We start from the raw sequence: 14,718 nt of genomic DNA on the forward strand, positions 1-14,718 counted from the left end.
CCGTCGATCACGAAGTGGTGTGGCTCTCGGCCGACACCGCGGCCTCCTGAGCGACGGGGCCGGGCGGGGTTTCGGCGAGCAGGGCGCCCAGGCAGCAGGCCCACACGGGGAAGGGCAGCACTGCTACGCGTTCCATACCGCCCACTCCGATCCCGAAGCCCTGCTGGGCGAAGAACAGCACGGTCCCCGCCAGCGCGGTCAGCCCGGCGGCAAGGGTGAGCGCTCGCCACCGGCCGAGCACCGTGGTGTGCGGCGCGAAGCCGGCGAGGAGCAGCCCGACGTTGCCCAGTCCCATGATCAGGAATGCGCCGAGGACGTGCAGGTTCTCGTCGACGTCGGCCGGGTAGCGGGCCGCCAGGGCGTACCCGCCGGCCGCCAGCAACAGCAGCGTCTGCGCGGAGCGCACCACCGCGCCGCGACCCAGCAACCGCCAGGTCAGCAGGAGCCCGGCGGCGAGCAGCACGGCCGTGGCCAGTGTCGCGGCGTTCATCAACGGGTGCCAGGGGGAGCAGACGTACCGCGGTCGGGTGGTGTCCCAGATGCCGCAGTGGACGTTGCCGAGGTCGCTGATGTTGTGGCTGGCCCAGCTGTAGGCCGGCTCGCGCCAGCGCAGGCCGGCGACGAGGCTGGCGACGAGGAAGACCGGTGCGGCGATCACCCAGCACAGTGCGCCGACCCGGCCCGCGGGGTTGAGGTTCATGCTGTCGAGCAGACCAGCGCGGTGGGTGCCGAGGCACTACCCCCAGATGGCCGGTTCGGGGTGGTGCCAGCCATACCTCGCAGGTCGTTCGGGCGGGCGGCTCGTCGACGGCTGTGAACCGGGTCATCCCCGGTCCGCGTGGAGGAGCCGGCATGGCCCGGCGTGGGCGGACGCACCGGGCGGGGCGGGGTCGGTCCCAGCGGTTAGGCTGGTCGGCGGCCGAGCAGACGAGTGCGAGAAGGAGCCATCCGTGCGCCCAGGTGGACAGCCGAACATGCAGCAGATGCTGAAGCAGGCGCAGAAGATGCAGCAGCAGATCGCCGCCGCCCAGGCCGAGCTGGCCGAGGCCGAGCTGACCGGCACGGCCGGCGGAGGGCTGGTCACCGCGACCGTCTCCGGCTCCGGTGACCTGAAGGCCATCAAGATCGACCCGAAGGCCGTCGACCCGGACGACGTGGAGACCCTCGAAGACCTGGTGGTCGCGGCCGTGCACAACGCCGCCGAGGCCGCGCGCGAGTTGACCGAGCGCAAGATGGGTCCGGTCGCCGGCGGCATGGGCGGCCTCGGCCTGCCCGGTTTCTGAGCCGGCAGATGTACGAAGGCGCCATCCAGGATCTGATCGACGAGCTGGGACGACTGCCGGGCGTGGGCCCGAAGAGCGCCCAGCGGATCGCGTTCCACGTCCTGTCGGCCGACCCGGCCGACGTCAACCGGCTGGCCGGCGCGCTGCGCAAAGTCAAGGAGCTGGTGCGCTTCTGCACGACCTGTTACAACGTGGCCGAGTCCGAGCAGTGCCGGATCTGCCGCGATCAGCGCCGCACCGACGAGGTGCTGTGCGTGGTGGAGGAACCCAAGGACGTGGTGGCCATCGAGCGGACCGGTGAGTTCCGCGGTCGCTACCACGTGCTCGGCGGCGCGATCAATCCGCTGGAGGGGATCGGCCCGGACAATCTGCGCATCCGGGAGCTGCTGATCCGGCTCGGTGGTGGTGCGGTGCGGGAGTTGATCCTGGCCACCGATCCGAACACGGAGGGCGAGGCGACCGCCACCTATCTGGCGCTGATGGTGAAGCCGATGGGGATCGCGGTGACCCGGCTGGCCAGTGGGCTGCCCGTCGGCGGCGATCTGGAGTACGCCGACGAGATCACCCTGGGCCGGGCCTTCGAGGGCCGCCGAGCCGTCTGACCCCCCACAGACTGTCGGGGGTGGGCTACAACTGAGTGGGTCCGTGCGACGAGCGCGGGCCCACCGGCGTACCCGGGGGAGGTGGCGTGTGGCGACGCGGCGGCCGGACCAGCGGTCCTGGGCCCCGGCGGTGCTGGTGGCCGTGCTGGCGCTGGCCTTCGCTGGCGTCCTGGTGGCGATCGAGGTGGGGAGCCGCCGATCGGCCGCGGACACCCGCGCGGAGGAGGTCGAGGCCGAAGCCGCCGTGACCCGAAACGCCCAGGCGTACGGCGCCGCGGTGGTCGTCACCGGCGACCCGACGCCGACCGACGACCGCTTGGCGGCGGTCGCGGAAGGTGCCCGGGTCGAGGTTCGGGAGATTCGCCGGGAGCCCGATCTCGTGGTGGTCGTGTACGGCTCCGCCCCTTATGGCGCGGTATTCGGAGTCGGTCACGTGACCGACTGTCACCGCGTGACATTCCACGACCTGGGTACCGCTGCAGCGGGTTCGGCCGTCGAGCGGCTGGCCGACTGCCCACCACCCGTGGCCTGGCCGTCGCCCTCCTGACGCGCCCCGAGTCGTCGACACCCGGCGTCGACGGCCGGCTTCGTGGCGTCGGGTTATGTGTCGCTCTATGTATTCGCCGTGCCGTCGACTGTCAGACGTCCGCGCAAGGTGTCGGCTTGGTAGCGATTGCCTGACGGCCGTTCCGCTTCCGGTGTTACATGTCATAGCCTCCCGCACACGGACCGAGCCACAGCTCGGCGTGGTCATGCGCATGACAGAGGTGAGAGATGCAGGCGAGAAGGCTTAAATCGGCTGTGGCCATCGCGGCCGTTGCCGCTCTGGCGGTCGGCGCGGCCGGCTGCGCGAAGAGCGAGCGCGACGGTGGCAGTGGCGAGGCCAAGACTGGCGGCACCTTCATCTTCGCGGGTGCCGGTGACCCGAAGAACTTCGATCCGATCTTCAACGATGACGGTGAGTCGTTCCGGCCGGTCCGGCAGATGTTCGACACCCTGGTGAGCCACAAGCCGGGCACCGCGGAGCTGCAGGGCGGCCTGGCCGAGAGTTGGGAGCACGACCCCGAGGGCAAGGTCTGGACGTTCAAGCTCCGCCAGGGTGTGAAGTTCCACGACGGCACCCCGTTCGACGCCGCGGCGGTCTGCTTCAACTTCGACCGTTGGTACAACATGAAGGGCGCTGCCGCCCAGTCCCAGATGATCTACTACATGGACGTCTTCGGGGGCTTCGCCAACAACGAGAGCCCGGACGCCGGCAAGGCGATCTACAACAAGTGTGAGGCGAAGGACGGCGGCACCGCCGTCGTCACCCTCAACCAGTACAAGGGGGCGTTCCCCGGCGCGTTCGCGCTGACCTCGCTCTCGATCGCCAGCCCTGAGGCGCTGAAGAAGTACGACGCCAACACGGTGAAGCAGAACGGCGACTCGTTCGAGTACAGCGCGTTCGCCACCACCAACCCGGTCGGCACCGGCCCGTTCACCTTCGGTGGCTGGGACAAGGCCAAGAACGAGATCACCCTGAACCGCAACGCGGACTACTGGGGTGACAAGGCCAAGGTCGACAAGGTGATCATCAAGGTCATCAAGGACGAGAGCACCCGCAAGCAGGAGCTCCGCGCCGGCACCGTCCAGGGCATCGACTTCCCGGCCCCGGCCGACCGCAAGGCGCTGGAGGGCGAGGGCTTCCAGGTCATCAACCGCCCGGCGTTCAACGTCCTCTACCTGGGCCTCAACCAGAAGAACCCGAAGCTCAAGGACCTGCGGGTGCGCCAGGCGATCGCCTACGCGCTCAACCGCCAGCAGCTGGTGCAGACCAAGGGCCCGGGTGGCGCCAAGGTCGCCGACGAGTTCATGCCGGACACCGTGCTCGGCTACGCCCCGGACGTGCAGAAGTACGAGTACAACCCGGACAAGGCCAAGCAGCTCCTCAAGGAGGCCGGCGCCGAGGGTCTGACGCTGAACTTCTACTACCCGCCGGACGTCTCCCGGCCGTACATGCCGAACCCGCAGGAGATCTTCACCGTCCTCGCCAACGACCTCCAGGCCGTGGGCATCAAGGTCAACGGTGTGCCTCGCCCGTGGAACGGTGGCTTCAAGGACGACGTGCAGCAGTTCGGCAAGCAGGACCTGCACATCCTCGGCTGGACCGGTGACTACAACGACCCGGGCAACTTCGTCGGCACGTTCTTCGGCCGGGCCAAGGTCGAGTTCGGCGACCAGTCGATGACCGAGATGTTCGACGCGATCACCAAGGCCGACGGCACTGTCGACGACGCCGGCAAGAAGGCGGCCTGGGAGCAGGTCAACCGGGATATCGCCGCCAAGTGGCTGCCGGCCGTGCCGCTCTGGCACGCCCCGCCGGCCATCGTCGTCACCAAGGACGTCAAGGGCATGGTGGCCAGCCCGTTGACCGACGAGCGATTCAACACGGTCAGCGTCAGCAAGTGACGTCCCTCGGCTGAGGCCGTAGGCGTGATCGGCCCGGGTCCGGGGTTCCTCCCGGCCCGGGCCGATCCGCGATTCATCGAGAGTCTGGTGTGTGAGAGATGTTGCGAGTCATAGTCCGCCGCCTGTTGCAGCTGGTGGTGACCCTCATAGCGCTGTCGGCGCTGATCTTCATCTGGCTGCGGAACCTGCCCGGTGGCCCGGTCGAGGCGCTGCTCGGCGAGCGGGCCACGCCCGAGCGCCGCGTGCTGCTGACCAAGGCGCTCGGCTACGACCAGCCGATCCTGGTGCAGTACGGCAAGTTCATGCAGCGAGTCGTCACCGGCGACTTCGGCAACTCGATCCGGACCGGTGACCCGGTCACCGAGGTCATCAGCCGCGCCTTCCCGGCCACCATCGAACTGGCCCTCGCCGCGATGATCATCGCGGTCGGACTCGGGGTGCCGCTCGGCTACCTCGCCGCTCGCTGGCGCGGTCGATCGCTGGACAACCTCACCATCGCCGGCACCCTGCTCGGCATCTCCATCCCGATCTTCTTCCTGGGCTATCTGCTCAAGGACGTCTTCACCCAGAACATCCACTGGTTCCCGCCGTCCGGACGGCTCACCACGGGTCTGGACAACACCCACGTCACCGGCTTCTTCGTGCTCGACGGCCTGCTCACCCGGGAGTTCGACGCCAGCGCGGACGCGCTGTGGCACCTGATCCTGCCGGCGATCACGCTCGCCACCATCCCGCTGGCGGTGATCGTGCGGATCACCCGGGCCAGCGTGCTCGACGTCCTCAACGAGGACTACGTGCGGACCGCCGAGGCCAAGGGCCTGCGGCACCGCACCATCCGCGGCCGGCACATCCTGCGCAACGCGCTGCTCCCGGTGGTCACCACCATCGGCCTGCAGACCGGCGCGCTCCTCTCCGGCGCGGTGCTCACCGAGAAGGTCTACAACTGGGGTGGCATCGGCACGCTGATCACTGACTCGATCAGCGGCGGCCGGGACTACCCGGTGCTCCAGGCGATCATCCTGCTCGCGGCGCTGGTCTTCGTGGTGGTCAACCTGCTGGTCGACCTCTCCTACGCCTTCATCGACCCCAGGGTGCGTGTGCGATGAGTGACCCCATCACCCAGGCCGGAGCGCCGACGCCCCGCAGCGGGGACGACAAGCCCCGCCCCGGCATGAGCGAACGCAGCATCGGCGTGCTCGGCGACCGCAAGAAGGCACGACTGGACGAGTTGGCCCGCGCCAGCGCGTCCGACCGGGGCGGCATCAGCCTCGTCCGCGACGCCGTGCGCCGGCTGCGGCGCAACCCGGTCGCCATCGTCGGCGCCAGCATCGTCGGACTGTTCGTCCTGGTAGCGATCTTCGCCCCGCTCATCGCGCCGCACGACCCGGTGCAGCGCTTCGAGGAGCTCACGAAGAACCTCACCGTGGACAGCATCCCGGGCGCCAGCGGTGACTTCCCGCTCGGCTCCGACCCGCTCGGCCGGGACTTCCTGACCCGGATGATCTACGGGGCGCGGCAGACGCTGTTCGTGGGCGTGCTCGCCACCCTCATCGGTCTGGCTCTCGGTGTGCTGATCGGCGCGGTCGCCGGCGCCTTCGGCGGTTGGGTCGACGTCGTCCTGATGCGACTCACCGACGTGATGCTGGCCCTGCCGAGCCTGCTGCTCGCGATCACCCTGGTCGCGATGGCCAGCCGATCGAGCCAGTGGACGGTCATCTTCGCGGTGGCCATCGTCAACGTGCCGATCTTCGCCCGACTGCTGCGCGGCTCGATGCTTGCCCAGCGGGAGAGCGACCACGTGCTCGCCGCCCGCGCGCTCGGCGTCAAGGAGCGCAACATCGTGCTGCGGCACATGCTGCCCAACTCACTGACCGCCGTGATCGTGCAGGCCACCCTGACCTTCGCGGTGGCCATCCTGGACGCCGCGGCGCTCTCGTTCCTGGGCCTCGGCGACCCGGACATCAACCGGGCCGAGTGGGGCCTGATGCTCGGCGTGGACGGTCAGCGCTACTTCGAGGTCCGTCCGGAGCTGGCGTACTACCCGGCGCTCGCGATCATCGTGGTCGCGCTCGGCTTCACCCTGCTGGGTGAGGCGATGCGCGAGGCGATCGACCCGAAGAACCGGCGGTGACCGCGGTGCGCGCAATCAGCACGGCCGGCGTGAGCCGGCGAGAGGAAGTGACCCGATGAGCCTGCTCGACGTCCGTGACCTGAGCGTCGTGTTCCAGCGGCGGGGCGAGCGGCCCTTCACCGCCGTCGACAAGGTCAGCTTCACCGTGGAGCCGGGGCAGACCGTCGGCCTGGTCGGTGAGTCCGGCTGCGGCAAGAGCGTGACCAGCCTGGCCATCATGGGCCTGCTGCCCAAGCGGGGCAACAAGGTCACCGGGGAGGTGCTCTTCGAGGGCGCCGACCTGCTGAAGCTGCGACCGGACGACATGCGGGACCGGCGCGGCCGGGAGATCAGCATGATCTTCCAGGACCCGTTGTCGTCGCTGAACCCGGTCATCCCGATCGGCGTCCAGGTGGCCGAGGTGCTGGAACGCCACCAGGGCCGGGACCGCAAGCAGGCGCTGCGGGAAGCACGCGACCTGCTCGACGCCGTCGGGATTCCCGACCCGCAACGGCGACTCAGCGAGTACCCGCACCAGATCTCCGGCGGCATGCGTCAGCGCGCGCTGATCGCCATCGCACTGGCCTGCAAGCCTCGGCTGCTGATCGCCGACGAGCCGACCACCGCGCTCGACGTGACCATCCAGGCGCAGATCCTCACCCTGCTCAAGCAGTTGGTCGACGAGACCGGCACCGCGCTCGTGATGATCACGCACGACCTGGGCGTGGTGGCCGGGCTCTGTGACACAGTCAACGTGCTCTACGGCGGCAAGGTCGTGGAGCGGGCCCGACGGCACGAGCTGTTCGCGCACGCCCGGCACCCGTACACCCACGGGTTGCTCAACTCGGTGCCGCGGCTGGACTCACCGCGCGGTGAGCGGCTGCACGCCATCCGCGGGTCGGTCTCCGACAACATCCCGTGGACCGAGGGGTGCGCGTTCGCCCCTCGGTGCGACAACGTCGTGGACGCCTGCCTGGAGGGGCCTCCGCCGCTCGAACCCACCGCCACCGGCGGCGACCTGCGCTGCAACAACCCCGTCTCCGAGGAGGTGGCGGCCCGATGACCGAAGAGACCACCCCGCTGATCGAGCTGCGCGACGTCAAGGTCCACTTTCCGATCAAGAGCGGTCTGCTCTTCGACCGGACCATCGGCTACGTCTACGCCGTCGACGGCGTGTCGCTGAGCATCCGCAAGGGCGAGACGTACGGCCTGGTCGGCGAGTCGGGCTGCGGCAAGTCGACGCTGGGCCGTGGCCTGCTCCGGCTCGTCGAGCCCACCGACGGCGAGATCGTCTTCGACGGCACCGACGTCCGCTCCCTCAAGGGCGAGGCGATGCGGCACGCCCGCCGCCGCATGCAGATGATCTTCCAGGATCCGCTCTCCAGCCTCGACCCTCGACAGTCGGTGGAGTCGCTGCTCGTGGAGGGCCTGAAGGCGCACGGGCTGGCCGGCGACAAGGCCGAGACGAACCGGCGGTTGCGCGAGACGCTGGAGGCGGTGGGCCTGCCCGCGTCGGCTCTCAGCAAGTACCCGCACGAGTTCTCCGGCGGCCAGCGCCAGCGAATCGGCATCGCCCGGGCCCTGGTGCTCAACCCGGACCTGATCGTCGCCGACGAGCCGGTCTCCGCACTGGACGTGTCGATCCAGGCGCAGGTGCTCAACCTGCTCGAGGACCTGCAGAACGAGCGCGGCCTGACGTACCTGATCATCGCGCACGACCTGGCGGTGGTCCGGCACATCGCCGACACGGTGGGCGTCATGTACCTGGGTGGTCTGGTGGAGGAGGCGTCCAGCGACGACCTCTACCGCGAGCCGATGCACCCGTACACCCGGGCGCTGATGTCCGCGGTGCCGGTGCCCGACCCGGTCGTCGAGGACCGTCGGGAGCGCATCCTGCTCGCCGGCGACCTACCCTCGCCCACCAACCCGCCGTCGGGCTGCCGGTTCCACACCCGGTGCCCGTGGGCGCAGCCGACCCGCTGCGCCAGCGAGCGGCCGGCGCTGCGTGACGTGGTCGGCGGGCACCGGGTGGCCTGCCACTTCGCCGAGGACATCGCCGCCGGCCGGATCCGGCCACACGAGGTCGAGGTGGAGCTGGTGCGCCCGGCCGAGGGCACCGGCCCGCTCGACCCGCCGGGTGAGTTGATCCCGACTCCGTGACGAGACAGTGCGGTGATCCCGGCGCCGTGATGCCGCGGTGAGTTGATCCCGACTCCGTGACGAGACCGGGGGCCGTCCTGCCACAGGACGGCCCCCGGTCTCACGGGTCGACGGTGCTCGGGTGTGGCGTCAGCCCTCCGGGCGGTGCAGCAGGGCCACCGCCACGGCGTGCACCGCGTCCAGCCCCGCCGGGTCGGCGAGCGGCACCGAGCCGCCGGTCACCGCGTACCACTCGTCCGCGTCCTTGTACTGCACCCGCAGCGTGACCTTGCCGTCGGCGTACTCGGTGCGCAGGGTCAGCTCGCCGGTGACCACCCCGACCTCGTCGGTCATCACCCCGCCCGGACCGGGCACGATGTCGGCCGTGCGGCTCTGCGGGCCACCGGCGCCGTCGGAATCGGCGACCATGCCGGCCCCCGGCACGGCGGCCGAGGGTTCGGCGCTGCCATCCGCCGTCATGCCCGCCGCGGCCGGGCCTGTGTCACCCTTCGCCTCGCCGCCTGTCACGGCTCCCTCGCTCATCAGCAGCCCTCCAGCATGTCGGTCAGGGCGGCCTTCTCGGCACTGGTCACCGTCAGCCGCCAGTGGTGCTTGACCGCCACCCAGTCTTTGGCGTATTGGCACCAGTACGACCGGTTCGCCGGTTTCCACTGGGACGGGTCCTGGTCACCCTTTGCCCGATTGGAGGACGCGGAAACCGCGAGGAGCTGCGGCCGGGTCGTGTCGTTGGCGAAGTCGCCGCGCTTCGCGTCGTCCCACTCGTCGGCGCCCGAGCGCCACGCGTTGGCCAACGGCACCATGTGGTCGATGTCCACGTCGGAGGGATCGGTGGCGCTGCGACCGTCGTACGCGCTCTCCCAGCGACCGCCGACGACGTTGCAGCCGGACAGCTTCACGTCCTTGCCGTCGCGTTGCAGGATGCTGTCCCGCACGTCGCAGTTCTTACCCGTGTTCCGCCAGTGCGGAAAGCGGTCGCGGCTGTAGCCCTTCATCGAGCCGGCGTTGGCGACGGTCAGCTGGCCCAGCTGCTGCGCCGCGTTGCCGCCGTCCGTCGGTGGTGGCGGCGTTCCGGTCTCGTCCGGAGGGACGCAACCGGCTACGCCGAGCGCCAGCGCCGCGACGAGCGCGGTCACCGCCGCGCGCGGTCCTGATCTGGTACGCACAGACGACACCTCTCCAGCTTGCGGGCTCCCGGCGATTGCGCACAGTACCCGGGCATGGTTTCGGCGTTTCGTGGCGTCTCCCACATCGTGCAAGGCAGATTGGTGAGATGACCACAGCCGTACCGTCGCCCGCTCTGCGGATGGGCACCGCCGCCGGCCGGGGGACGCTGCTCGCCGCGGTGCTCGCCTCCGGCATGGTCTTCCTCGACAGCACCGTCGTCAACGTGGCGCTGCCGAAACTCGGCCAGGATCTCGGGGCCAACGTGGCCGATCTCCAGTGGACCGTGAACGGGTACCTGCTGATGCTGGCGGCGTTCGTGCTGCTCGGTGGGGCGCTCGGGGACCGCTTCGGCCGACGACGGGTCTTCCTGATCGGCGTGGCGTGGTTCACCCTGGCCTCGGTGCTGTGCGGGCTGTCCCAGGGCACCGGTTGGCTGATCGGGGCCCGGTTCCTCCAGGGCGCTGGCGGGGCGCTGCTCACCCCCGGCTCCCTGTCGGTGCTCCAGGCCAGCTTCCACCCGGACGACCGGGGGAAGGCGATCGGCGCCTGGGCCGGGTTGTCCGGTGTGTCCACCGCGCTGGGCCCGTTCCTCGGTGGCTGGCTGATCGACGCGCTGTCGTGGCGGTGGATCTTCTTCCTGAACCTGCCGATCGCCGTGCTGGTGGTGCTGGCCACCGCCCGCTGGGTGCCGGAGAGTCGCGACGAGAACGCCTCCCGGACGCAGGGGCCGGGCCGGACCCGACGCCGGTTCGACGTGGCCGGGGCGCTGCTCGGCGCGCTGGCGCTCGCCGGCGTCACGTACGCCCTGATCGACGCGCCCGCCCGGGGCTTCACCTCGGCGTCGGTGCTGATCTCCGCGCTGGTCGGGGTGGTGGCCGCGGTGGCCTTCGTCCTGCTGGAACGGCGGCGCGGCGACACGGCGATGCTGCCCACCGGGCTGTTCGGCAGCCGGCTCTTCTCCGTCCTGAACATCTTCACCGTGGTGGTCTACGCGGCGCTCAACGGCTTCACCTTCTTCTTCGCCGTCTACCTGCAGAACGTGGTCGAGTGGTCGGCCTTCCGCACCGGGATCTCGCTGCTGCCGATGACGGTGCTGCTGCTCATCGGGTCGGCCCGGGCGGGCGCGCTGTCGGCGCGGATCGGCCCCCGGCTGCCGCTGACCGTCGGGCCGGTGGTGGCCGCCGCCGGTCTGCTGCTGCTGCGCGGCGTCGGCCCGGGCGCGTCGTACTGGACCGACGTGCTGCCCGGGGTGCTGCTCTTCGGCCTCGGGCTGACCCTGGTGGTGGCGCCGCTGACCGCGTCGGTGCTCGCCGCGGTCGAGGACCGGTTCTCCGGGGTGGCCAGCGGCTTCAACAACGCCGCGTCCCGAGCGGGCGGTCTGCTCGCGGTGGCCGCGCTGCCGCTGCTGGTCGGCCTCTCCGGCGGCGGGTACGAGCAGAAGACCGAGCTGACCGACGCGTTCCGGGAAGCGCTGGCCTGGTGTGCGGGGCTGCTGCTGGCCGGAGCGGTGCTGGCCCTCGTGCTGGTGCACCGACCGCCCCGGGCGGCCCCGCCGTCGCAGCCCTGCCACTCGATGCCCGCCGCCACACCCCCGAGGTAGCGAACCACCTCGGGGGCGCGGCGCGTGCGATCAGCCGCGCGCGCGGTTGACGGCGCTGGTGACCGCCTTGATCGACGCGGTGACGATGTTGGCGTCGGTGCCGACACCCCAGACCGTCCGACCGTCCACCTCGCACTCCACATAGGCGGCGGCCTGCGCGTCCCCACCGGAGGACAGCGCGTGCTCGTGGTAGTCGAGCACCCGGACGCCCACCCCGACCGAACCGAGCGCGTTGACGTACGCGTCGATCGGGCCGTTGCCGACCGCGGTGAGCGACCGTTGCTCGCCGCCCACGCCGACCTGTGCCTCGATCTCGACCTTGCCGTCGGTGGTGCCGATCGTGTAGCCGCCGAACCGGATCGCCGGGTCGGGCTGGTGGTCGAGCAGGTAGTGCGTCGCGAAGATCTCCCACATGGCGCGCGGGTCGACCTCGCCGCCGTCGTGGTCGGTGACCTGCTGCACGACCCCGGAGAACTCGATCTGGAGTCGGCGGGGCAGGTCCAGTTGGTGCTCGCTCTTCATGATGTACGCGACGCCGCCCTTGCCGGACTGCGAGTTGACCCGGATGACTGCCTCGTAGGTGCGGCCCAGGTCCTTCGGGTCGATCGGCAGGTACGGGACCGCCCAGGTGTGCTCGTCCATCGGCACGCCGGCCGCCTTCGCGTCGGCGGCGAGGGCGTCGAAGCCCTTCTTGATGGCGTCCTGGTGGGAGCCGGAGAAGGCGGTGTAGACCAGGTCGCCCGCGTACGGGTGGCGCTCGTGCACCGGGAGCTGGTTGCAGTACTCGACGGCCCGCCGGATCTCGTCGATGTTCGAGAAGTCGATCATCGGGTCGATGCCCTGGGAGAAGAGGTTGAGCCCCAGCGTCACCAGGTCGACGTTGCCGGTGCGCTCGCCGTTGCCGAACAGGCAGCCCTCGATCCGGTCCGCGCCGGCCAGCAGGCCCAGCTCGGCGGCGGCCACCCCGGTGCCCCGGTCGTTGTGCGGGTGCAGGCTCAGCACGACGCTGTCGCGGCGCGGCAGGCGCCGGTGCATCCACTCGATCGAGTCGGCGTACACGTTCGGGGTGGCCATCTCGACGGTGGCCGGCAGGTTGATGATCAGCGGCCGGTCCGGCGTCGGGTCGATCACGTCGATCACCCGGGAGCAGACCTCCAGCGCGTACTCCAGCTCGGTGCCCGTGTACGACTCCGGCGAGTACTCGTAGAAGATCTCCGTGTCCGGGGTGTGGATCTCCGCGTACTTCTGGCAGAGCCGCGCACCGGTGGTGGCGATGTCGGCGATGCCGTCCTTGTCCAGACCGAAGACCACCCGCCGCTGGAGGGTGGAGGTCGAGTTGTAGAAGTGCACGATGGCCCGCTTCGCGCCGCGCAGCGACTCGAACGTCCGGTCGATCAGGTGCTCCCGGCACTGGGTGAGCACCTGGATGGTGACGTCGTCCGGGATCATGTCCTGCTCGATGAGCTGCCGGACGAAGTCGAAGTCGGTCTGGCTGGCCGACGGGAAGCCGACCTCGATCTCCTTGTAGCCCATCTGGACCAGCAGCTGGAACATCCGCCGCTTGCGCTCGGGCGACATCGGGTCGATCAGCGCCTGGTTGCCGTCCCGGAGATCCACCGCGCACCAGCGCGGGGCGGCCTCGACGGTGCGGGTGGGCCAGGTGCGATCCGGCAGGTCGATCCGGAACTGCTCCCGGTAGGGCTGGTAGCGGTGGTACGGCATCCGGCTCGGGCGCTGCCGGGCGATCGGATCGGTCTCGGCGTCGGTGACAGGTTGAGCCATCTCAGAGTGCTCCCTGGAACATGTGGCGTCAGCAGATCGGAAGGTGTCGGCGAGGTGCCGGGCGACGGTGCGCGGCGGTGCCGAGGGGAAACTCAGATGTGCTGGACGGCGCGATGCAACTCCGCGACGAGGTGCCGGCCGGTCAGGCCTCGTCGCGGCGGCTAAGGAGAAGAAGCGCCCGCCACATGACCAGGTCACCCTACGTGATGGAACGGAGGGTGGAAAGGTAGGTCCGGACTATGGGACCGGGGTCATGGTCGGCTCCGGGGCCTGGGAACCCAGCCTCGGGGTCCGTTCGGCCCAGGCCACCGCAGGCACGATCGCCGCTGCGACCAGCACGAAGATCGCTGCCGTCGGTAACCAACCCCAGCCGCCGGTGCTGACGGCAAGCGCGGTCAACCCGGCCGGGGCGATCAGGTAGTGCACCTGTCTGCCGAGCTCGAACGCCCCCACGTACGCGCCGCGCTGGGCGGCCGGCGGCAGGGCGGCGATGAGCCCCCAGGCGCCCGCCGAGTCGATCAGCTCGGCGAGGATCAGCAGGATCGCGCCGGCCACCAGCACCACCACGGTGAGCGCGCCACGGGTGACCCCGGAGATCGGCAGGACCAGGCAGGACAGGGCGATCAGCAGGCCACCGCGGCGGGAGGCCCGCGCCGCGCCCGCAGCGGTGTCGGCGCCCCGGCTGACGCGTACCTGGAGCAGCACGATCAGGACCGTGTTGAGCAGCACCAAGGCGGCGATCAGCGTCTTCGGGGCGTCGGTGTGGGTGAGGATCCAGAGCGGCAGCACCGTCAGGTAGAGCGTCTGGTGCGCGGTGAGCAACCCGGAGAGCAGGGACACCGTCATGAACGGGCGGTCCCGCAGCACGGCGAGCCGGCTCATCGGCTCCTCCGGTCGGGCGACCTGCGGCAGCCGGGGCAGTCGCCGGACGAACAGGGCCGTGACCAGGAAGACCGTCGCGATGAACCAGACCATCGCCCGGTACGCCTCGATCGTGTCCACGGCCAGCACCAGACCGCTGATCACCGCGCCCAGCCCGAATCCGACGTTCAGCGACGAGCGCTGGTACGCCATCGCCGTGACCCGTTCGGCGGGCGGGAGCGCGTTGATCGAGTAGACCTGGCGGGCCACGCCTGTCGACGCGTCCACCGCCGCCAGCGCCACCACCACGGCGAGGAAACCGGCGAAGCCACCCACGAACGGGTACGACGCGAAGAGCGCCGCGTCCAGCACCAGCCCGACCACCCAGACCCGCTGCGGTCCGTACCGGTCGGTGAGCCCGCCCAGCGGCACCGTGCCCAGCAGCGACACCCCCGCCGAGATGGACAGGCCCAGCCCGACCTGGGCGGCGCCGAGCCCCAGCGCCCGGGTGAAGAAGACGGCGCTGCCAGCGTGGAACAGGCCGCTGCCGACGGCGTAGACCATGGCCTGCACGGCCAGCGCGCGGGTCAGCCCGGCCGGCGGTACGACGTTCTGGACAGCGGTGCGGATGGTTTCTCTGGCCCCCATGGCCGAGAAGTGAACCGGGACCGAATAGATCGGTCGAGCCTTTTAGGCTGGACCGAATCC

14 protein-coding genes are annotated in these 14,718 nt (G+C 70.3%); 9 read left to right on the forward strand and 5 right to left on the reverse strand.

Annotated elements, in window-relative coordinates:
* Positions 1 to 7 precede the first annotated feature (7 nt).
* Positions 8 to 700 carry a DUF998 domain-containing protein gene (locus ACFYPH_RS00225; protein ID WP_387177818.1) on the reverse strand — a complete coding sequence of 231 codons (693 nt, stop codon included), beginning with the start codon at positions 698 to 700 and terminating at the stop codon, positions 8 to 10.
* 274 nt (positions 701 to 974) lie between these two features.
* Between ACFYPH_RS00225 and ACFYPH_RS00230 the strand changes: the two genes are divergently transcribed.
* The 8 genes from ACFYPH_RS00230 to ACFYPH_RS00265 all read left to right on the forward strand — a co-directional run bounded on the left by ACFYPH_RS00230 (position 975) and on the right by ACFYPH_RS00265 (position 8,603).
* Positions 975 to 1,283, forward strand: coding sequence for a YbaB/EbfC family nucleoid-associated protein (locus ACFYPH_RS00230; RefSeq protein ID WP_220090758.1), 309 nt, complete (start codon positions 975 to 977; stop codon positions 1,281 to 1,283).
* 8 nt (positions 1,284 to 1,291) lie between these two features.
* The gene (gene recR / locus ACFYPH_RS00235; RefSeq protein ID WP_355064849.1) at positions 1,292 to 1,885 is read left to right on the forward strand and encodes a recombination mediator RecR; all 594 of its coding nucleotides are present in this window, start codon (positions 1,292 to 1,294) and stop codon (positions 1,883 to 1,885) included.
* 88 nt (positions 1,886 to 1,973) lie between these two features.
* Positions 1,974 to 2,432, forward strand: coding sequence for a hypothetical protein (locus ACFYPH_RS00240; protein WP_387177821.1), 459 nt, complete (start codon positions 1,974 to 1,976; stop codon positions 2,430 to 2,432).
* 227 nt (positions 2,433 to 2,659) lie between these two features.
* Positions 2,660 to 4,333, forward strand: a complete 1,674-nt coding sequence (locus ACFYPH_RS00245) for an ABC transporter substrate-binding protein (protein WP_363937569.1) — start codon at positions 2,660 to 2,662, stop codon at positions 4,331 to 4,333.
* Between the two features lie 98 nt (positions 4,334 to 4,431).
* Complete coding sequence (locus ACFYPH_RS00250; RefSeq protein ID WP_354856450.1) at positions 4,432 to 5,439, forward strand: ABC transporter permease; 1,008 nt, start codon at positions 4,432 to 4,434, stop codon at positions 5,437 to 5,439.
* A 65-nt stretch (positions 5,440 to 5,504) separates the two neighbouring features.
* A complete protein-coding gene (locus ACFYPH_RS00255) occupies positions 5,505 to 6,464 on the forward strand; it encodes an ABC transporter permease (protein ID WP_354856549.1) in 960 nt (319 codons plus the stop codon).
* A gap of 55 nt (positions 6,465 to 6,519) precedes the next feature.
* A complete protein-coding gene (locus ACFYPH_RS00260; RefSeq protein ID WP_387177823.1) occupies positions 6,520 to 7,506 on the forward strand; it encodes an ABC transporter ATP-binding protein in 987 nt (328 codons plus the stop codon).
* Positions 7,503 to 8,603: an oligopeptide/dipeptide ABC transporter ATP-binding protein gene (locus ACFYPH_RS00265; protein ID WP_354856455.1), complete on the forward strand. Its 1,101-nt coding sequence runs from the start codon at positions 7,503 to 7,505 to the stop codon at positions 8,601 to 8,603. Before ACFYPH_RS00260 ends, ACFYPH_RS00265 begins: the two co-directional genes overlap by 4 nt.
* Before the next feature lie 129 nt (positions 8,604 to 8,732).
* Here the strand turns inward: ACFYPH_RS00265 and ACFYPH_RS00270 are convergent, their stop codons facing one another.
* Complete coding sequence (locus tag ACFYPH_RS00270; protein ID WP_355064857.1) at positions 8,733 to 9,125, reverse strand: hypothetical protein; 393 nt, start codon at positions 9,123 to 9,125, stop codon at positions 8,733 to 8,735.
* Positions 9,125 to 9,766, reverse strand: a complete 642-nt coding sequence (locus ACFYPH_RS00275; protein WP_355064859.1) for an HNH endonuclease family protein — start codon at positions 9,764 to 9,766, stop codon at positions 9,125 to 9,127. The genes ACFYPH_RS00270 and ACFYPH_RS00275 overlap by 1 nt, the downstream gene beginning before the upstream one ends.
* Before the next feature lie 107 nt (positions 9,767 to 9,873).
* Between ACFYPH_RS00275 and ACFYPH_RS00280 the strand changes: the two genes are divergently transcribed.
* Positions 9,874 to 11,367, forward strand: a complete 1,494-nt coding sequence (locus ACFYPH_RS00280) for an MFS transporter (RefSeq protein WP_387177827.1) — start codon at positions 9,874 to 9,876, stop codon at positions 11,365 to 11,367.
* Between the two features lie 30 nt (positions 11,368 to 11,397).
* Here the strand turns inward: ACFYPH_RS00280 and leuA are convergent, their stop codons facing one another.
* A complete protein-coding gene (gene leuA / locus ACFYPH_RS00285) occupies positions 11,398 to 13,149 on the reverse strand; it encodes a 2-isopropylmalate synthase (RefSeq protein WP_387177829.1) in 1,752 nt (583 codons plus the stop codon).
* A 237-nt stretch (positions 13,150 to 13,386) separates the two neighbouring features.
* Positions 13,387 to 14,658, reverse strand: coding sequence for an MFS transporter (locus tag ACFYPH_RS00290; RefSeq protein ID WP_387177832.1), 1,272 nt, complete (start codon positions 14,656 to 14,658; stop codon positions 13,387 to 13,389).
* Positions 14,659 to 14,718: the final 60 nt, after the last annotated feature.

It is taken from the genome of Micromonospora sp. NPDC005252 (genome assembly GCF_042872475.1).
Lineage (GTDB): Bacteria > Actinomycetota > Actinomycetes > Mycobacteriales > Micromonosporaceae > Micromonospora.